This window comes from Saccharopolyspora mangrovi (genome assembly GCF_035320975.1).
Classification (GTDB): domain Bacteria; phylum Actinomycetota; class Actinomycetes; order Mycobacteriales; family Pseudonocardiaceae; genus Saccharopolyspora; species Saccharopolyspora mangrovi.
The window spans coordinates 14,552-33,290 of record NZ_JAWLNX010000023.1 but is presented as its reverse complement, the minus strand read 5'-3'; the positions used below and the strand labels follow the sequence as shown (position 1 = coordinate 33,290).

Below are 18,739 nucleotides of genomic sequence, written 5' to 3'. Positions count from 1 at the left end.
AAAGAACTCGGAGCGCACCAACGGGCCGATGCTCTTGGTTCAACCCTGCGATACCCGCCGCAAGCCGCTCGGCCCGGTCATCACCGTCGGACCAATCCGGAGCCCGAACGACCTCGTCGCCGTCACGCGCTGGCTGGAGTCCACACCCACCTCAGCCACGGGTCTCCCAAGCCCAGAAAACCAACCAAGCCCCTGCGTGCATTTGCCAGACCTTTGGGGACATGGACTGCGAAGTCCCGGTCCGAACCTGTTCGTGGAGAGATAGTCGGCAAGGTACGCGTCAACCTGGCCAGTGACGTCGGGCAGGTGGGCACGCAGGCAGGCTAGAAGGCGCTCCTCCCGGACACTAGGTGCTATTCAGAACGGGTTGTTCGGTGCGGGCGCTGGTGCAGCCGTGACGGCAGCTGGGGCCCGCGTGATTGCGCACCCAATGCGAATCGAACCGCCGATCACACGCCCTACACACGACAATCCCGCAAGTAGATGCGCCCGGACATCACCGCCCTCGGATGTCCTCGCTGCCCGAAATGCCCTGAACAGGGCGAAACAGCGCCTCATCAACCAACGCCGCATGCCCCGGCGTCGAGCACACACACCGCGACATGCTCTCCGTTCGACGAACCATGCATGAACCCGGTCGTGTCATCACGGGCCGACCAGCAGCAGCTCCACGCCATCCGCATGCTGCTCGAACACCAAGACGGCGAGCTTGGCGAAACCGTTCACCCCGCTGTTCCCGTTCACCGCCCCGTCCGCCCGCCATCCCGAGTGCGCGGCGGCCGATGCTCTCCGCCGTACCGGCCGCGAATGCCTCGTCAGGTCATCTTCCGCAGGGCGTCGCGGAGCGCGGCGGTCCCTGATTCCGGCTCGTCCCAGAAGACCATGTGCCCGGCTCCGGGGACGCAGACCAGGTCCGCGGTCGGATTCGCGGCTGCGGCCTCTGCTACGCCGGCCGCCACGACCACGGGACTTCCACCGCCGTAGATGAGCGTCGTGGGACCGGAGACGGCGGGCCAGTGCGTGAAGAAGTCCTCGGTTTCGAAACCCGTGTGGGTGGCCGCGACCGCGGTGCGCGAGCACGATGCCAGCCATCGGGCGCGCTTTTCGAGCTCCGGGCGTGGCCACCGGGGCCAGAAACGGCTTACCGCGTCGGCATCGGTGCCGCCGCGGGCCTCGTCCAGCTGGGCGAGGAACGCTTCCACAGAGGTCGGGTACGGGTCGCGGCCGGGGCCGCTCATCGGCGGGTCGACTAGCACGGTGCCTCGCAACCGGTGGTTCGCCGCGGCAACGGCCGCGATCCGCGCGCCCATCGAATGCCCCACCAGGATGGGCCGTCGCAGGTCCAGTTCGGCGATGACCGCGTCGACGTCGGCGGCGTAACTCGCCAGGTCGTAACCGTGCAACGGGGCGGTGTCGGTGGCGTTGTCGGAAAGACCTCGGCCGCGGACGTCGAGCACCAGCGGCCGCACCAGGTCGGTCAGGCGCCGTGCGACGAAGTCCATCGTCACGGCGGGGCTGGTGATGCCCGGCAGGATGAGCACCGGCGTTCCGTCGGAGGGGCCGTAGTCGAGCAGGTGCAGGCGAAGCGCCCCGGCCCGGACCCAGCGGCTCCGCGCCGGGACTTCGGCGAGATCGGCCAGAGCCGGTTGGCTCACGATTCTGGATTCGGCGGCTTCGATCGGGATTGACGCGGTCACATGGGTCCTTTCTGCTTCAGGTAGTCGAGGGCGTCGGGCAGGTCCACCACGTCGGCGTACTTGGCGTGCAGGTCGAAAAGGGCTGCCTCGTGCGGACCTCCGGCCCGATCACCGCAGGCTTGGCGGACGACGAGGGTGTTGAAGCCGCACTGCACGGCGTCGACCGTTGTCGCCCGCACGCAACCGGAGGTCGTGGCACCGCACACGACGGCCGTGTCCGTACCCAGCGCGCTCAGCAGTGCGGGCAGTCCGGTTCCGTGGAACGCCGAAGCGCCCTTCTTGAGGACGAGGTGATCGTTGTCGAGTCGCTCCAGCCGGGGGTCCAGGGACACCGCAGCGCTCCCCTCCCGCAAGCTGCGCATGCCCGGCGCTTTGCGCAGCCAGGCGATGGCATCGCCGTCGGCTTCGCTGGGTGTGTAGCTGATCGCCGTGTAGATCACGGGGATGCCGTTCCACCTCGCGGTTCGGACCAGTTCGGCGGTGGCGGTCACCTCCGCGGTGAGGTCGGTTCCGGAGGGGAACCCCGGTTCGGTGAATCCACGGGTGAGGTCGACGACGATCAGCGCTGGGCGGGATCCGCGCGGGACCGTGGCTCCGAAGCCGGCCCGGTCGTAGGTGGCGTCGGTTTCGGCACCGTGGAGGCCGGGGTTGAGGTCATCGGCAGGCACGCTGCAGCTCCTTGATCAGCTTGTCCTGGGTGCGGATTCGTCCGAGCAGGTAGCCCTGGAACAACCCGGCGACGGCCACCGCCGCCAGGCTCGCGTACCGCTTCGTCTCGGGGCTGAGCAGCATCGCCCACCCGTCGAGGGCTTCGTCCGCCGATGCGGGTGGCGCGGGGTTGCGGTCCGTCGGCGTGCGGCCGCGCGCGGCGGCCGACGGCTCCTGCAACTGATCGGCGAGGTTGCCGGCGAACTGGCCGAGCAGCCGATTGGCCACCGACCCGATCGCGCCTTTGCCGAACTGGGCGAGTTTGCCGCGGATCGACAGGTCGGTGCGCAGGTCGAGGGTGGATCCTCCGGGAGCCGGCTGAACGGTCAGCACCACGTCGGCCTCGGCGTCGCCGTTGCCGTGGGTGTCGGCTCCTCTGGCCACCAGTCGCAACCTGCGGTCTTCGGCGACGACCTCGGTGAAGCGCACCTTGCCGGAGTAGGCCGCGTTGATCGGGCCGACCTTCAGCTTGACGTGCCCCAGGTAGGCGTCGCCCTCCCGTCCGTCGAGCGTGGCCCCGGGCAGGCAACCCGCCACGCGCTCGACATCGTTGAGCAGTGCGAAGACTTCGTCCGGGTCGGCCGGGATGTCCAGTCGGTTTTCCAAGATCACGATGTTGCCGCCTTGTCGGGATCGGACGGGGTGTCGGTGCCGGCGCGTTCGGCGGCGGTGGCCGCGATCGCGTCGACGATCGTCTGGTAGCCGGTGCAACGGCACAGGTTTGCCGAGACCGCTTCGCGGATCTGCTCGCGATCGGCATCCGGCTGCTGCGTCAAGAAGCCTTCGGCGAGCATCAGGAACCCCGGCGTGCAGAACCCGCACTGCAGCCCGTGGTGTTCGCTGAAAGACCGCTGCAGGTCGCAGAGCTCGCCGTCGCGGCTCAGCGACTCGACCGTGCGGATGTCAGAGTTCTCGGCCTGCACGGCGAACACCAGGCAGGCGCGCACCGGCTCGCCGTCGAGGAGGATCGTGCACGCCCCGCAGACCCCGTGCTCGCACCCGAGGTGGGTACCGGTCAGCCCGAGGTCCCCGCGCAGCACGTCGGCCAGGGTCTTCCTCGGTTCCACCAACGCCTCGTGCTCGGTGCCGTTGACGTTCAACTCGATCAGGTGCCGGTCGTTCATGAGGCGTTGCTCGCTTCCTGCGCGGCCGAGTCCAGCGCGGCGAGCACGGACTGCGGGTGCACGGGGGTGCTCTCCAAGGAGACGCCGGTGTGCCGGAGGGCGTCGTTGATCGCGTTGAGCACCGCCGCCGGGGCTCCGATGGTCCCGCCCTCGCCGACCCCCTTCGCGCCGTTCTCGGTGAGGGTGCTGGGTGTTTCGAGGTGCTCGACGCTGATGTCGGGGATCTCCGCGGCCGTCGGCACCAGGTAGTCGATGAAGCTCGCGGCGGAAGGCTCTCCGTTCTCGGCGTAGGTGATCTCCTCGAACAGAGCTCCGGCGATGCCCTGCGCGATTCCGCCACGGCATTGTCCGTCGACGACCTTCGGATTGATCACGACACCGCAGTCCTCCACGCAGGCGTAGCGCAGGATCCGGATCCGGCCGGTGCCCGGATCGGCTTCGACGACCACGGCGTGCGTGGCGTTGGAGAACGTGCCGTCACCGGCCACGTCGAAGCTCGCGGTCGCCGACAAGGCAGGCTCCGAACCTTTGGGCAGGAGATGGCTGCGCAGGTAGGCGACGTCGGCGATGTCCTCGAAGGACAGACGACGCGCCGGATCGTCGACCTGCTCCACTCCACCGGCACCGTCGAGACGAACGTTGTCGGGCCGGGTTTCCAGCAGGTACGCGCCGATCGTGCGCACCACCTCAGCGAGCCGGTCGGCCGCCACGGACACCGCCGATCCACCGATGGTGGCCGAGCGGGAGGCGAAAGTGCCCCAGCCGTAGGCGATTCGCTCGGTGTCGCCCTGACGCAGCTTTACCTTGCCCGGGTCCAGGCCGAGGCGGTCGGCCACGATCTGGGCCAACGTCGTCTCGTGGGACTGCCCGTGGTTCATCGTGCCGCTGGTGACGACCACCGATCCGCTGGTGTCCATCCGGATCTCGGAGATGTCGAAACCGGGAACGACCTGCATCTTTCGCTTGGCGAACGCCTCGGATCCGTAGCCGGTTCGTTCGGAGAAGCACGAGTAGCCGATGCCGATGTGCCGTCCCTGCTCCGTGGCGCCGTCGCGCAGGTGGCACCAGCCCTCGTCGCGGAGCACTCCTTCCGCGAGGTCGAGCGTCTCCCGGTAGGTGCCGGGATCGTAGGTGACGTTGTTGATCCCGGTGTAGGGGAACTCGGTGATCAAGTTGCGCCGCCGGATCTCGACAGGGTCGAGGCCGAGTTCGCGGGCCGCTCGGTCCATGACCCGCTCCATCGCCATGACGTACTGCGGGCGGCTGACCCCGCGGTAGGGCGCGGTCGGGGCCTTGTTCGTGGTCATGGCACGGGCGCGGACCCGGTAGGCGGGTACCTTGTAGACGCCGGGCATCTCAGCCGAGGCCATCAGCGGTTCGATGCCCGCCGTGAACGGGTAGCAGGAGTAAGCGCCCATGTCGCAGACGATGTCGGCGTCCACAGCGGTGATCCTGCCCTCGGCGTCGAACGCGGCCCGGGTGCGGTACCGCTGCTCGCGGGCGAGGAAAGCCGCGGTCAGCGCCTCTCGGCGGTCTTCGATCCACTTGACCGGCCGGTCGAGACGGCGTGCCGCCGCCGCGACCGCGATCTCCTCGCGACCGACCACGCACTTCTGGCCGAATCCACCGCCCATGTCCGGAACGGTCACCCGGACGCTGCGTTCCTGCATGCCCAGCGAGCGGGCGAGCAGCGTGCGCACCTGGTGCGGAACCTGCGAGCAGGTCTGCACCAGAAGCTGGTCGTCCCGGTCGTCCCAGGAGGCGATCACGCCCCGGGTTTCCAGTGGTAGCGCGTTCTGCCGTCCGCTGCGGCTGACCAGGTCGATCACGCAGCCGTCGCCGGCGGCGGCTCGGAACGCCTCGTCGACTCCCGGAGTGTCGAACATGGACACGTCCAGAAGCACGTTGCCGGGCGCCTCCTCGTGTACGAGCGGGGCCTGCTGCGCGAACGCGGTCTCTTCCGAGACGACCGCGTCGAGCGGCTCGTAGTCGACGACGGCCGCTTCGACGCCGTCCTCGACGACGTAGGGATCACAGCCGATGACAATGGCCACCGGTTCGCCGACGAAGCGCACCTTGTCCCGGGCGAGCACCGGCATGGCCGTCGGCACGAACTCCTCGGGCGGCCGGTCGAGCAGTGCGACGATGTCGCCGAGGTCCAGGTCGTCGGCGGTGTAGGCGGCGACGACACCGCCGATCTCGCGCACGGCCGAGAGGTCGACGCCGACCAGCCTGCCGTGCGCGACGGTGGCTCGGACGAAACCGGCGTGCAGCATGCCGTGCATCCGGATGTCGTCGACGAACCGGCCGCGGCCGGTGAGCAACCGAGGGTCCTCGCGCCGCGGTACCGACGCCCCGACCCAGCGCCCGCGAGGTCCGTCGACCCGAGGTCCGGTCATCGCCTGCCTCCCTTCTCCCATGCCTGCTGCAGCGCCTCGGTGATCAGCGTCCGGGCCAGCCGACGGCGGTAGGCGGCGCTTCCGGCGGCGTCCTCGGGCGGGTCGATGGCCTCGGCCGCCGCCGCACCGCACTCGGCGAACAGCTCCGGACCGGCGGGTCCGCCGGCCAGCACCGCCTCGGCTTCGGGAACCCGGATCGGAGCAGGCGCCACCCCGCCGAGAACCACCCGGTTGCCGTCGGCGTCCAACGAGACCGCAGCGTCGACCGTCGCGAAGTCACCGTGCCGCCGCGCGAACTCGGTGAGCGCCGCTCCCGACGCCCCGCGCGTGAAGCGCACCTGCGTGACGACCTCGTCGGACTCGACGGCGGTCGCGTAGTACCCGTGGAACATCTCCCCGGCGGGGATCTGCCGGCGCCCGCCGGGTCCTTCGGCGACGATCACCGCGTCGAGCAGCAACGCCAGCAGGCACCACTCGGCGGTCGCATCACCGTGCACGATGCTGCCTGCCACGGTGCCGCGTGAGCGGATCGGCAGGTGGCCGACCCACCGCATGGCCTGGGACACCACCTCGAACTCGGGGCCGAGGCAACGGGCCAGCTCGACCTCCCGGTGCGTGGCCAGGCCACCGATCACCAGCTCCGCGCCGTCGCGCCGGATCGAACGCATCCCGGGGTCACGCCGCAGCGTCCCGAGATCGATCAGCGCCGTGGGCCTGGCCAGCCGGAAGTTCATCATCGGCACCAGGCTCTGGCCGCCGGCGATGAGTTTCGGATCCTCGCCTGCGTCGGCGAACTCGCTGAGCAGCCCGATGGCGTCGGGGACGTCGTGGGCGCGGTGATAGCTGAAGGCTGCCGGCTTCACGGGTCTGCACCTCCTGGATCAGGGCTGGGGTGTGGGAACGGTTCCCGCGGGTGCCGGTTCGGCGATCCGGTCGAGTTCCCGGCCGGTGGTCTCCGGTGCGCCCAGCATCATGAACACGACCGCTGCCAGGACCATCACTCCGAGCACGGTGAAGGTCAGCGGGAGCCCGAGCACCGGCCACAGCACGCTACCGAACAGCAGCGGGGCGAACCCGGTGACGGCGCGGCTCGCCGACGACGCCCAGCCGAAACCCGACGCGCGCAGCTCGGTGGGGTACAGCTCGGAGACGTAGGCGTACATGACCGGAATGACTACCAGTGCGAACAGCCCGAAGGCACCGATGGCCACGACCGCTGCGCTCGGTGATCCCAGCAGCAACGAGAACGCCACCAGAGCCGCTGCCGCGAGGGGACCGGCGACCGCGATGACCCGCTTCCGCCCGACCTTGTCGACCACCAGCACCGCGATCAGGACGCCGACGATGCCGACGGCGTTCATCAACGTGGTCGAAGTGAAGGCGGCGACCTCGCCGAACCCTTCGGCCTTCAGGATCGAGGGCATCCAGCTCAGCGCGGCGTAGTAGACGAGCATGACGCTGACGAACAGCGACCACGCCACCGCGGTGATCCTGGGGCTTTCGGCCCACACCCGCCGCAGCTGATCGAAGGCGGCGGTGACCGCACGGCCCCTGGCGTCCTCGGCGACCGGCTTCGGGATCTCGTAGGGCTCCGGCGTCGCACCGGTGCGCCGGACCATGTCGTCGATCACCGCGCGGGCCTCGGCTTCCCGGCCCTTCCGGACCAGGTACAGCGGCGACTCCGGGACACCGCGCCGGACCCAGAACAGCAGCACGGCGGGCAGGATCATCAGCACCAACATCCAGCGCCAGTTGCCGGGCACCGCGACCAGCAGCGTCGCCGAGAGACCTGCCAGCGTTGTGCCGATCGGCCACCAGCCGTCCATCGCCGAGAGCACCCTGCCTCGCTGCCGTCGCGGCGAGAACTCGCTGACGATCGCGTAGTCGACCGGAATGCACCCGCCGAGGCCGATCCCGGCCAGGAACCGCAGCACGAGGAAGACCCCCAGGTTCGGCGACAGCGCCCCGAGAGCTGAGAACAGCGCGAACACCAGCAACGTGATGCTGAACGCCTTCTTCCGGCCGATGCGGTCGGCGACGGTTCCCCAGGCGACCGCGCCGACCGCCATGCCGATCAGGTTCGCCGTCGCGACCAGGCCTTTCTGACCCGGCGACAACCCGAAATCGGTGCCGACCAACGGTGTGAGGAATCCGTTGAGCGCCACGTCCCAGGCGTCGAACATGTAGCCGAGGCCGCCGATGAGGAAGATCTTGCCCTGCACGTTCCATCTCCAGGGCAGGTCCTGGACGATCTGGTCTCCGGTGCGCATGAGGGGCTCCGATGCGATGTCGTCAGCGTGCGAACTGGTAGTGGATGGATTCGGTGTCCGGGTCGTTGAGCGGGCTCCCGTTCCAGAGCCAGTCGTAGGAGACGTCGGACTCACCGTCGAAGCGACGCAGCTTCGCATCGCGGTCACGCTGCTCCGGGCCATCGGGCAGGTGATAGAAGTCCATGTTCTGCAGGGACGCGTCCTGCACCATCCCGGCGTGCTTGGCCCGCCGGTCGACGTAGCGGATGAGGGCCCCGTCGATGTCGTCTCGCGTGACCCTGCCGAGTTCCTCGGCCAGCACCGCACCGTCCTCCATCGCCTGCGAGGCACCCTGGGCTTGGTAGGGCAGCATCGCGTGGCACGCGTCGCCCAGCAGCGCGACCCGGCCGTCGATCCAGACGGGATCGCGCCGCCGCCGGTACATGGCCCACAGCGACACGTCTTCGTCCTTGGCCTTCGCCAGCACGGCCGGAACCCGCTCGTCCCAGTCGGCGTACTCGGCGGCGAGCTGCTCGGCGGTGGCGGGGCCGCTCCAGTCCCGGGCGATCTGCTCCGTGGAGGGCACGATCGCGACGACGTTGAGGTACTCGCCGCCGCGGATCACGTAGTGCACCAGGTGCTTGTCCGGGCCGTACCAGATCGTGGAGTGGTAGCGGTCGAGCAAGAAGCGGGTGGCCGGGTCCGAAGCGACCAGATCCCCGGGAATCAGCGCGCGGTAGGCCATTTCCCCGGAGAACACGAGGGTGTCGTCGAACCCGGCCAGGTCGCGGACCGCAGAACGGATGCCGTCGGCACCGATCACGAGATCTCCGCCGAACCGGCGTCCGTCGGCGGTGACCACTGCCGGACGCCGTGGTTCGGTCCGGTCGAGTTCGACCACGCGCGCCGAGGTCTCCACCCGCACCACCGGACCGTGCCCGTCCTCGGCCAGGCACGCGTCCAGCAGGACGCGGTGCAGATCCGCCCGGTGGTAGTGCCAGTAGGGCGCCCCGTAGCTGTTGATGACCCGCTGCCCGAGCGGAAGCTGGGCGATGATGCTTCCGTCGGCCCACCGCCGCCGGACCTGATCCTCGGGTTGCGTTCGCACCTGCTCGAGCTGGGTGCGCAACCCAAGTCCGATGAGGATCCTGCTCGCGTTCGGCGCGGTTTGAATGCCCGCACCGATCTCCCCCAACTCCGGCGCGGCCTCGACGACCGTGACGCGCAGACCCCGCTGCCGCAGCGACAACGCGGCGCACAGCCCGCCCAAACCGGCACCGACAACAACGATTTCGAACGACTGACTCGCCGTCACCCTGACCTCCCAGTCCTGTTCCCGACCGCACGAGCCCCTTCGGCTACGCCGCGGGCTCCTCGACACCGCTCAGCAGCCGCCCCACCCCCGGTACCCGAGGCGGCAGGCCGAGCTCGGTGAGGATCCGGAACGCCGTCGCGGTCGCCGCCGACAGCACCGGAATCCCCACCTCGTCCTCGACGGGCTGGATCGCCGGCAGCGACGGCATCTGCACGCAAGCCGACAACACCAGCGCGTCGGCGCGGGCAAGATCGAGCTTGCGGTGGTGCTCGCGAAGATCTGCGGGGTCCAGCCGCGCCACGGCAAGGTTGTCCGGAACCTCCAATGACACGGCGTCGACGACCTCGATCCCCGCGTCCTCGATGTAGTCGGCCACTGCCTTGGTCAGCGGTTTCATGTAGGGCGTGAGGATCGCGACCTTGCGGGCGCTGAGCGCGGCGATGCCGGACAGCAATGCGCCGGCGCTGGAAACCACCGGCGCAGAGCAGCCTTCGGCGCGCAACGCACCGGTGATGTCGTCCTCGGCGGTGCAGTGGTAACCGGGCCCCTGAGCCATGATCGCCACGAGACATGCGGTGGCAACCACGTCCGGGCGGCCATCGGCCAATTCGGCTGCCGCACGGGTGGCCTGCTGGTTCATCGCGAGCAACTGCTCCGGGGTCACGTGCTGCATCCGTGCCCGCGCGGAGTGGAAGACGAACCGGTCCCCCGGCTCGGCCTCCTCCCGCGCCCGCAGCATTCGCGGTAGCTCGGTCTCCATCGTGAGGTTCGAGCTGGGCACGATCATCCCGATGTGGTGATCGCGGAACACGGCGCTCACCGCCGGCCGGCCGGGCGCATCTCGGGCACGGTCAGCTCACCCGCGTCGACGATCAGCTCGTCGTCGAGGTAGAGCGAGTTGCCGCGCATCGGGATGTCGAAGTGGCACGGAGTGTCGTTCGGACCGCCCAACTCGTTGTTCGGGCCGATGGAGAACATCACGTTGCCGTAGAAGCTGCGCAGCTCCATGCCCATGCCGCCGGGGAATTGCGTGAGGCCGTGCCAGTGGGCGCGCTCGTCGAGTCCCCAGCCGACGTGGCTCATGCCGTATCCACGCGGGTCGTCGAAGCTCTCGATGTAGGAGCGCAGCAGGTCGGCGTCCAGACCCGATGATCCCGCACCCCCGCGGATGTCCCGGATGAAGCCTTCCTCGATGGTGATCTCCACCGGAGTCTGCACGTAGGTGTTGAAGGGCAGCAGCACGTCGCCGGGCGAGAGCACGATCTTGCCGTCGACACCGTCATCGGAACCGCCGGTGAACACGAATGCAGCAGGCCAGTGGTCCCAGCGTCCGGGAGTGTCGGTGTAGCCGTACTCCGACATCGTCGGGTACATGCCCAGCTTGTAGGTGACATCGGTGCCCGACGGGCTGGTGATGCGCATCGTGCTCGCCTTGGCCAGCAGCTCGGCGCCTGTCTCCACGCGTTCGCGAAGTTCCTCGGTCGGCATCAGCCTGGCCAGCAGCTCCGGCGGCTCGACCGCCGTGAGAATCCGGGTGCCCGCGTCCTGGATGGCGAACTGCTCCTTGCTGAACAGCAGGAACGTGCAGTCCACGACCATGTCGACGCTCTTGAGGCTTTCCACGGCCAGCGGAATGTCGCCGAGGCCGGAATCGCCGACCGCCCACGCGCCCGACGCGCTCGCCGGGGAAGGCAGGCGCATGTGGAAGGTCGCGGCACCGAGTTGTTGGGCGGCCCACAGGAACGCGTCGGCGTACTCGGCCCGTTCGCCACCGCGCGTGAGCACGACAACGGTTTCGTCTTCGTGCACGCCGGAGAGGCGCAGTTGCTGCAGACAGATGTCGTTGAACAGGTTCTGGTCCATCGTCGACCACCTCCGGATATCATCCGAGCACGTACTATCCGAATACGCAATACCCGGGAAGTACATTCCGAGTTTCGACGACGTAACCAGGCCGCCGCCCTACGGCCACCCAACGCACCAATCATCCGGACACGTAGGATTCAGAGACGTGGGTGCCAGGCGTGGAGCGACCGAGAGGAACGACATGGGCGAGTCAGCGCAGACGGATCGACGTGTTGGAGACACGCCGCCCGGCACCGCGTTGCCGCCCTCGGACCTGCTGGCCGCCCCAGGCTACGGCGCCCGCCGCCTCTACCAGGCCTACCTCGCCGCTTGGAACCGCCACGTCGACCCGGTGCTGACCGGCCCGCAGTTCGCGGTGCTCTCCGCGATACGCGCCTACCCCGACAGCGATCAGAGCTCGCTTGCCGGAGCAGCCGCCCTGGACACCTCGACGATGGCCGACCTGTGCCGCAGGCTCGAACGCCGCGGCCTGATCCGGCGCGTCGAATCCCCCCGCGACGGGAGGCGAAAGCTCCTCTCGCTCACCGACGAAGGCGATAAGGAGCTGGCTCGGGTCAACCGCAATGCGCGCCGCTTGGACAAGGCATTGCTGGACGGCGCGGAAATCACCCGCGACGATGACATCGCCACCCTGCTCAACACTCTCGGAACCCACTGGGAGTCCGTCGCGGAGATCGACGAGCTGAGCTGAATCGGGGTGTACCAGGAATCTTGGACAGGGCCTCTCGTTCGAGAGGATGTGCATGCCCGAGCAGCGCCGGAGGGTCAGTGCCCAGTTCGAGGTGAGGCCGTGCAGATGGCAATTGGGACCGGGGCGACCGGTCGCCGAGGTCGCCGGCGATCTCGGGATCAACGCGGGCACGCTGGCCAACTGGGTCAACGCCTGGCGGCGCGGAGTCTGAACAGCGACCGACTCTTGAGCCTCGGCTCAGATGGGCGTCATGGGGAGTGGTGACGGCGAGCGTCAGCGCGAATACGGTGACCAGCCACGGCGCTGGCCTGATGAGTGCTCCGGCAGGAACGTGCCCAAGAACCGAACCGTCCCGAGCTGCACAGCCATACCCAGCATGTGGTGCTCGCCGATTGCCCACCACGGTGCGGTCGGCGTCACAAGGAAGAAGCGCCGCTCCCACTCGGCACGGGTCGGATCACCCACGAACCGACCCGTGCCCGGCCGCACGATCATCGCTGAGGAACTCGACAGGCACGTCACGATCCAACCGGAAGATCAACCCAACGCCGCACCTGGGCAGCTACCGCCACATCCTGTTCCGGTCTTCCCCAAGCCCCGGATCCCGGTCACGCTGACGCATGGCCCTCATTCGTCCGCCATGCCAGCCGTCCTGAACCGGACGAGGGCATCCCGTTCGACCTCGTCCAGGCACGCTGCTTGCGGCCGCGCATCCAACACGGGGGCCTGCTCCAGGTTTCAGCAGCTCAGAAGGCTCACGTCATTGACTTTTGCCCTCAACGGGCGTGTACTAAGGGTGCGGTGAATCGATTGAGAGGGTCGGTGAACCGAAGGGGCGATGGCGCGACAGCCCCGAAGGAACGCATGGTCCAACTCAAGGACGTTCGTAGTCCTGAGCCCTGCCGGAAGTTCTGGAGCAGGCGGAGTTCAGCAGTGCGAAAGACGCTCGTCAAACCCGAGCTAGCGTTCCGGCAAGGGCCTCCGCAGCTGCGGAGGCCCTTATTCGTGACCAGCGCACCAGCGAGGCCAACCAGCACGTCCGGCTCCCAGCTCTGACGCACGCACGGACGCTCACGCGACCACCGGCAACATGATCGGGCGATCACCCTCTACTTCGCGGCTGGCGGGAGCCTCGGGAGAACTGGGCCTTCACCGAGGTAAGGAAGTGCCGACAGTGAACACGCAAGCGCCCCGCGTCACCAGAGTAAGGCGACGCGGGCGCTTCGTTGTCCGATCGACCATGACGCCTTCAGCCGGCTCCACGTTGCCCAGCGGTACGCGTCTGCCGGCTTGGTCGAGACTGACCCGCAGTGCCTCTTCGAGGTCCGCGGCTTCGGTCATCACGACCATCCGGCCATCCGGCAACTCGTAGCCCTTGGCGATCTCCTCCCACGACACCCGGCGGTCCTCCGCGGTGCAGACCCGCTCGTGCCGCACCCGGACCCCGTGTCTCTGAAGAAAGCGCCACAACGCCTGCGGTCTCGCTGGCATGCGCGGGGTCGCCTAACGACACGTCCTGGGGCACAGCGGTGTAACCGGATTCGACGTCGGTTTGCGCCACCCTCGGACACCAGAACCCGCATCTCGGGCCGCGGTGCACCGGCATCCGATACCGTCTCCGCTGCCACTGCTTCAAGACAGTCGTCGGCACTCAGGCCTCTCGATAAACAGCCTGCCCTTCGACCAGGGTCAACAACGGGCGTGCGGCGCTCACTCGTTCGCCGGACAGGATTGGTCTGTCCAGGAGCACCAGGTCGGCGAACATGCCCGGCGCGATTCGCCCGATCTCACTCTCGGCGTGGTTTGCGTAGGCTGATCCTGCGGTGTATGCCTCGAGTGCGACCCGCTGGTCGATCGCCTGTGTTTCTTCCAGCGGTACCGTCAAGGCCTCCGCGCCGGTTGCGTGTGGGTCCTCCGGTGGGCCGAGCCGGTTCGCGGCGGTGTAGATCGCCCACAGTGGGTTGGGGTCAGTGACGGGCCAGTCGCTGCCCATTGCCAGACGGGCGCCCTTCCGGTGGAGGTCCCCGAAGGGAAAGTGGTGCGGTTCCCGCTCGGGCCCAAGAAGTGGCAACTTGCGTTCCACGATCTCGCTGTCCCGACGTGCCCAGAGAGCCTGGATGTTGGCGATGACGCCGAGTTCGGCGAACCGCGGGACGTCGTCGGGCGACACCACGTCGAGGTGCGCGATCTGGTGCCGGTTGTCGTGGCCAGAATGGACTTTGCTCGCGGCCTCGAGCGCGTCGAGGCACTCGCGCACCGCGCGATCCCCCACGGCGTGCAGGTGAATCTGGAACCGGCGGCGGTCGAGCTCTTGGCAGATCAGCTGCAGCTGCTCGGGATCGATGAATGACAGGCCGCAAACCGCGCCGCGGTGGAAGTTTCCAGCGTAGGGTTTGAGCATCGCACCGGTGCAGTTCTCGCAGACGCCGTCCTGCATGATCTTCACCGACGTAGCACGAAACCGGCCGACGGCGCTAACAGACCGCTTCTCTACCAGGGAGGGGATCTGCTCAAGTCCCTTCTCGGCCGACCACCACAACGCGCCGATGACGCGGGCAGTGAGGCGGCCCTCTTCCGCGAGCTTCTGGTAGGCCTGAAGCGGGTCGGGTAGACCCCACAGCGAACCAACACACGCGTCCTGCCAACCGGTGATCCCCATGGAGTGGAGGTGTGCCTGTGCCGCCAGCAACGCCGATTCGACGAACTCGTCGGTGACCGGTGGCAGGAGAGACGTGACGAGGTCACCCGCGCGTTCCACCAGGATGCCGGTTGCACGGCCGTCGTGGTCGCGGTCAATCCGGCCGTTGTGCGGATCTGGGGTGGCGTCGTCGATCCCAGCCAGTGCGAGGGCCCTGCTGTTCGCCCACACGCCATGGGCATCGTGGCTGACAAACACGGCAGGGCGATCCGGCAGAATCTCGTCGAGGAAGTCCCGGTGGGGCAGACCGCCCGGGAAGGTGTCTCCGTACCAGCCGTTGCCGCTGATCCAGCCGAGATCGGGATGCTCGGCTGCGTAGGAACAGATCGCATCCCGATACCGGTCCGGCGAGTGGGGCAGGCCCGACAAGTCGCAGGTCAGAATTTGGACGCCAGCGGCAAGCGGGTGGACGTGTGCGTCGGTGAACCCCGGGAGGAGCGTGGCGCCCCGGGCATCGATCACTTCCGTCCGGGGGCCGGCAAGACCGTCGAGAGACTCCCGGTCGACTGCATGCACGCGTCCACCGGTCACTGCGACCGATGTCGCTCCGGGCACCGCCGAGGAGACCTCAGCATTGACGATAACGATTTCCGGCTCGGTGTTGCGGGTCACGACGCATCCTCTCGCAGGACCGGGGTTTGTCATCGTTGGGCGGACTAGCAGCGGGGAGCGGAGGCGCGGTTTCAAGGCGCGGTCGGCCAATTTCCTGCACACCGACGGGACCTCGACACCATGTGGACCGAGATCATCACTCTTCGGCTGTGACAGCTTCATTCAAGATCAGGTCGCCTACACAGAAGCCGCCTTCGAAGAAGCGGAACGGTCCTCTTGCTGAATCAGGTCGGCCGCCCGCTCGGCGATGACCATCACGGTGCCGACGGGATTTACCGACGTGATGGATGGGAACACCGAGGCGTCGACGACCCGAAGACCGTCCACGCCACGCACGCGGAGCTTGGCGTCCAGCACCGCCATCGGATCGTCTTCTGCCCCCATCCGACACGTGCCACAGGGATGATAGACGGTTTGGTGAGTCGCCCGGGCGATCTCGGAAAGCTCCGCGTCGGACTGCACGGTCGGCCCGGGGAAGACCTCTCGCGTCAGCCAGGAGGCGAACGGCTCGAACTTGGCGATCTCACGGGCTGCGCGCACCCCAGCGAGCAGCATCCGCTCGTCGTGCCCGTCCGCATCGGTGAAGTAGCGGGGGTCGATCGCCGGCGGCTGATCCGGGTCTGCCGAGACGACCCAGATCCGGCCGCGGCTCGTCGGCTTGGCCACGTTGGGAGTCAGGGAAACGATCTGCTCAGGTAGTTCGGCACCGTACGCTTCGGCATGAACAGTCCATGGTTCGGTCGGTATGTGCATCAGAACATCCGGCTGCGCTGGATTCCCCTCACAAGACAGAAGTGCTCCCGCGTCCCACCCACTCGCGCAGGTCATGGACGGGCGTCGTCTCGCTTCCCACACCACCAGCCCTTCGGCATGGTCCTGGAGGTTCTCCCCCACACCGGGTAGGTCCACGCGCACATCGATCCCGGCACGCTCCAGAACCTCGCGCGGGCCAATCCCAGACAACTGGAGCAGCCGTGGGCTGTCCACGGCGCCACAGCACAGCACCACCTCACGGTTGGCGCGAATCTCGCGTGTGGTGCCGCGCCCGTCCCGTACGAGTACCCCCTCAGCCCGCTCGTGTTGCAGCAGCACCTGCTCCGCCCGCAGCCCGGTCAGCACGTGGAGGTTGTCGCGCACCTCCATGACCGGGTGGAGGTAGTCGAGGGACGTGGCACCCCGCTGATTGGTTTCGGGGATGTAGCCAACCTCGAAAAACCCGACTCCTTCAGCTCGCGAGTCCAGACGCCCATCGTTCCAGCGGTCCTGAACAGGAACGCCGAGCGCCTCCGCGGCCGCGGCGACCACATCGGCGACATAAGGATTGCGGTCGTCCTCCGCGACCGGGACGATCCGAGTCTGTAAATGATCGTAGTACGGGAGGACGTTCTCCGGCTCCCAACCGGCCGCCCCGACGGTAACCCACTCATGCAAGTCTGCTGGCAGTGGGCGCCATGTAATCATCGTGTTGGCGTTGGAACACCCGCCCAGCAGCCGCATCCGCGCCAGCCTGATGCCCGCATTTCCCCGTTGCTGTGGCTCGAGCCGGTAGTCGAGGTCGAACTCGCCCTCAAGCATCTCCGGCCAACGACGCAACATGCGCGCTCGCTCTTCGCCGCGATCGTCCGGCCCCCATTCCACCAGCGCCACCGAGGTGTCGGGGTCCTCGGACAAGCGGGTGGCCAGCAGAGAACCAGCCGTGCCTCCGCCCACTACTACGACGTCGTACGTCATAGGCACCTCCTAGTTCGTGAGCAATTCGGGTACGCCGTCTCTCGTGAGGTGCACCTGGTCACGGTCCGGAGGGAGGCGCGAGCAGATACGCCGGTGTTCGACAAGAACGCGGTCACGCCTGCGTGTCTCCTCCCTCCTTGAACGCCACGACTTCGGGGTCAAGGACTTCTACAGCAATCGGCTTCACTCCCCCGTTCACGCGCATGAGGATGTAGTAGAGCGGGATGATGGCGAGAAGGCCGACGATCCAGGAGATATCGACACCGTGCATCAACGTCGCCACCGGGCCCGTATACATCGGCGTGCTCAAGAACGGAACCTGGACGGCGATTCCCAAGCAGTAGCAGACGACAGCCACCCAGTTGAAGACTCCATAGATACCGCCGTCGCGCCGAAAGAGTGCGTCAATGTCATACACGCCGTGTTTGATGGCGTAATAGTCGACTAGGTTGATCGCAGTCCACGGAATCAGAACACACAGCAGCAGGAGCATGAAATTGGTGAAGTTCACCAGGAAATTGTCTTTGCCAACCAAAGCCATCACCAGGGAGCTGGCGAACAGCACAGAGGCGACGACCGCTCGTGCGCCCGCCTGCGGAGACCAACGAGGAAAGAGGGTCTGACCGACCGTGAGCACAGACAGCGCACCGCAGTACAGGTTCATCGCGTTCGTGCAGGCGATCCCGACCCCGAAAACGGCGATGACCGCCGCATCGATGCCATCCACGAGGCCGGCGAGCCCGGTGACGGTGTCGGCCTCCGGTATTGCAGCCCCGACAATCGCTCCGAGCAACATCGGAAGCAGGGAACCCAGCACCGCCCCTGCATAGGTCGCCCAGAACGCCGGCCGAACACCCGTGTCCTTCGGCATGTACCGGGTGTAGTCCGAGACATACGGTGCATAGGCGATTTGCCACAGTGCCGCCAGGGAAAGCGTGCCCATGAAGCCCAGCCAGGTCGATCCGGCGGTATCGAAGGTTCCACTCGGGACGCCGTTGACCACCAGCATCCAGACAAAGGCGAGCACAAGAGTGACGCCGGCGACGACGGACATCACCCCGGTGAGCGCATGGATGAGCCGGTAACCGACCACAGCACCTGCCACGCTGATAAGACCGATCAAAATGACCGAGATCGAGACGTCGAGACCAGCCAGGTGCGATAAAGCCTGTCCGCCGAGCACCATATTCGAGGCGAAGAATCCGACGTACATCACGATCACGAGCACGACAACGAGCAGGCTGCCGAAGGATCCGAACTGGGCGCGTGTCTGAAGCATCTGAGGTACGCCCATTTGCGGGCCTTGAGCGGCGTGCATCGCCATCACGACGCCGCCGGCCAGATTGCCGAACGCCAGCGCTAGAAGCGCGCTCCAGATCGGCAGATCATAGACCGTGGTCGCAACCACGCCCGTGGCGACGGTGAGCAGCATGATGTTGGAGCCGAACCAGACCGTGAAGAGATTGCGCGCACGACCGTGCCGCTCGTCCTCCGGAATGTGATCGATCGTGCGTATTTCCATTTCCAAGGACTCAGTAGGTTCGGACGCAGCCATCTGCCAACCTTTCGACGGGTGCCAAATAGTTGAATTTAAAGACGACGAACCTATGGCCTGCCAGGCGCTGAAGGAGTGGTGAATTCTACAACTG

16 protein-coding genes are annotated in these 18,739 nt (G+C 67.4%); 2 read left to right on the top strand and 14 right to left on the bottom strand.

Annotated features, from left to right (window positions below):
* Positions 1-815: 815 nt before the first annotated feature.
* The 10 genes from R4I43_RS26375 to R4I43_RS26330 are packed head-to-tail and all read right to left on the bottom strand — an operon-like array spanning position 816 to position 11,355.
* The gene (locus R4I43_RS26375) at positions 816-1,655 is read right to left on the bottom strand and encodes an alpha/beta fold hydrolase (protein ID WP_324268404.1); all 840 of its coding nucleotides are present in this window, start codon (positions 1,653-1,655) and stop codon (positions 816-818) included.
* A 38-nt stretch (positions 1,656-1,693) separates the two neighbouring features.
* The gene (locus tag R4I43_RS26370) at positions 1,694-2,365 is read right to left on the bottom strand and encodes an isochorismatase family protein (RefSeq protein WP_324268403.1); all 672 of its coding nucleotides are present in this window, start codon (positions 2,363-2,365) and stop codon (positions 1,694-1,696) included.
* Positions 2,352-3,017 carry an SRPBCC family protein gene (locus R4I43_RS26365; RefSeq protein ID WP_324268402.1) on the bottom strand — a complete coding sequence of 222 codons (666 nt, stop codon included), beginning with the start codon at positions 3,015-3,017 and terminating at the stop codon, positions 2,352-2,354. The genes R4I43_RS26370 and R4I43_RS26365 overlap by 14 nt, the downstream gene beginning before the upstream one ends.
* Positions 3,014-3,529: a (2Fe-2S)-binding protein gene (locus R4I43_RS26360; protein WP_324268401.1), complete on the bottom strand. Its 516-nt coding sequence runs from the start codon at positions 3,527-3,529 to the stop codon at positions 3,014-3,016. The genes R4I43_RS26365 and R4I43_RS26360 overlap by 4 nt, the downstream gene beginning before the upstream one ends.
* Positions 3,526-5,928 carry a xanthine dehydrogenase family protein molybdopterin-binding subunit gene (locus R4I43_RS26355; RefSeq protein WP_324268400.1) on the bottom strand — a complete coding sequence of 801 codons (2,403 nt, stop codon included), beginning with the start codon at positions 5,926-5,928 and terminating at the stop codon, positions 3,526-3,528. Before R4I43_RS26355 ends, R4I43_RS26360 begins: the two co-directional genes overlap by 4 nt.
* Positions 5,925-6,791: an FAD binding domain-containing protein gene (locus R4I43_RS26350; protein WP_324268399.1), complete on the bottom strand. Its 867-nt coding sequence runs from the start codon at positions 6,789-6,791 to the stop codon at positions 5,925-5,927. The genes R4I43_RS26355 and R4I43_RS26350 overlap by 4 nt, the downstream gene beginning before the upstream one ends.
* A gap of 18 nt (positions 6,792-6,809) precedes the next feature.
* Positions 6,810-8,198, bottom strand: coding sequence for an MFS transporter (locus R4I43_RS26345; RefSeq protein WP_324268398.1), 1,389 nt, complete (start codon positions 8,196-8,198; stop codon positions 6,810-6,812).
* A gap of 22 nt (positions 8,199-8,220) precedes the next feature.
* Positions 8,221-9,492 carry an FAD-dependent monooxygenase gene (locus R4I43_RS26340; protein WP_324268397.1) on the bottom strand — a complete coding sequence of 424 codons (1,272 nt, stop codon included), beginning with the start codon at positions 9,490-9,492 and terminating at the stop codon, positions 8,221-8,223.
* Positions 9,493-9,535: 43 nt separating this feature from the next.
* Complete coding sequence (locus R4I43_RS26335; RefSeq protein WP_324268472.1) at positions 9,536-10,279, bottom strand: maleate cis-trans isomerase family protein; 744 nt, start codon at positions 10,277-10,279, stop codon at positions 9,536-9,538.
* A 29-nt stretch (positions 10,280-10,308) separates the two neighbouring features.
* Positions 10,309-11,355: a M29 family metallopeptidase gene (locus R4I43_RS26330; RefSeq protein ID WP_324268396.1), complete on the bottom strand. Its 1,047-nt coding sequence runs from the start codon at positions 11,353-11,355 to the stop codon at positions 10,309-10,311.
* A gap of 184 nt (positions 11,356-11,539) precedes the next feature.
* Here R4I43_RS26330 and R4I43_RS26325 point away from each other — a divergent pair, with 184 nt between their 5' ends.
* Both R4I43_RS26325 and R4I43_RS26320 read left to right on the top strand, forming a co-directional pair.
* Positions 11,540-12,049 (top strand): MarR family winged helix-turn-helix transcriptional regulator, encoded by a 510-nt coding sequence (locus R4I43_RS26325; protein ID WP_324268395.1) that lies wholly within the window; start codon positions 11,540-11,542, stop codon positions 12,047-12,049.
* 46 nt (positions 12,050-12,095) lie between these two features.
* Entirely contained in the window at positions 12,096-12,260 is a 165-nt protein-coding gene (locus R4I43_RS26320; protein WP_324268394.1) for a transposase, read from the top strand.
* A gap of 938 nt (positions 12,261-13,198) precedes the next feature.
* On the opposite strand, the gene R4I43_RS26315 is transcribed toward R4I43_RS26320, so the two are convergent.
* The 4 genes from R4I43_RS26315 to R4I43_RS26300 form a co-directional block, all read right to left on the bottom strand.
* Positions 13,199-13,540: a Ku protein gene (locus R4I43_RS26315; RefSeq protein ID WP_324268393.1), complete on the bottom strand. Its 342-nt coding sequence runs from the start codon at positions 13,538-13,540 to the stop codon at positions 13,199-13,201.
* Positions 13,541-13,700: 160 nt separating this feature from the next.
* On the bottom strand, positions 13,701-15,359 hold the full coding sequence (locus R4I43_RS26310) for an amidohydrolase (RefSeq protein ID WP_324268392.1): 1,659 nt from the start codon (positions 15,357-15,359) through the stop codon (positions 13,701-13,703).
* A gap of 177 nt (positions 15,360-15,536) precedes the next feature.
* Positions 15,537-17,090: a GMC family oxidoreductase gene (locus R4I43_RS26305; RefSeq protein WP_324268391.1), complete on the bottom strand. Its 1,554-nt coding sequence runs from the start codon at positions 17,088-17,090 to the stop codon at positions 15,537-15,539.
* Positions 17,091-17,202: 112 nt separating this feature from the next.
* Positions 17,203-18,645: a purine-cytosine permease family protein gene (locus R4I43_RS26300; RefSeq protein ID WP_324268390.1), complete on the bottom strand. Its 1,443-nt coding sequence runs from the start codon at positions 18,643-18,645 to the stop codon at positions 17,203-17,205.
* Between the last annotated feature and the right edge of the window lie 94 nt (positions 18,646-18,739).

Excerpts from the sequence above, each read along its gene's own strand:
- R4I43_RS26325 (WP_324268395.1), top strand. The coding sequence starts at position 11,540 with ATGGGCGAGTCAGCGCAGACGGATCGACGTGTTGGAGACACGCCGCCC.
- R4I43_RS26355 (WP_324268400.1), bottom strand. The coding sequence starts at position 5,928 with ATGACCGGACCTCGGGTCGACGGACCTCGCGGGCGCTGGGTCGGGGCG.
- R4I43_RS26305 (WP_324268391.1), bottom strand. The coding sequence starts at position 17,090 with ATGACGTACGACGTCGTAGTAGTGGGCGGAGGCACGGCTGGTTCTCTG.
- R4I43_RS26345 (WP_324268398.1), bottom strand. The coding sequence starts at position 8,198 with ATGCGCACCGGAGACCAGATCGTCCAGGACCTGCCCTGGAGATGGAAC.
- R4I43_RS26320 (WP_324268394.1), top strand. The coding sequence starts at position 12,096 with ATGTGCATGCCCGAGCAGCGCCGGAGGGTCAGTGCCCAGTTCGAGGTG.
- R4I43_RS26360 (WP_324268401.1), bottom strand. The coding sequence starts at position 3,529 with ATGAACGACCGGCACCTGATCGAGTTGAACGTCAACGGCACCGAGCAC.
- R4I43_RS26335 (WP_324268472.1), bottom strand. The coding sequence starts at position 10,279 with ATGATCGTGCCCAGCTCGAACCTCACGATGGAGACCGAGCTACCGCGA.
- R4I43_RS26300 (WP_324268390.1), bottom strand. The coding sequence starts at position 18,645 with ATGGCTGCGTCCGAACCTACTGAGTCCTTGGAAATGGAAATACGCACG.
- R4I43_RS26330 (WP_324268396.1), bottom strand. The coding sequence starts at position 11,355 with ATGGACCAGAACCTGTTCAACGACATCTGTCTGCAGCAACTGCGCCTC.
- R4I43_RS26315 (WP_324268393.1), bottom strand. The coding sequence starts at position 13,540 with ATGCCAGCGAGACCGCAGGCGTTGTGGCGCTTTCTTCAGAGACACGGG.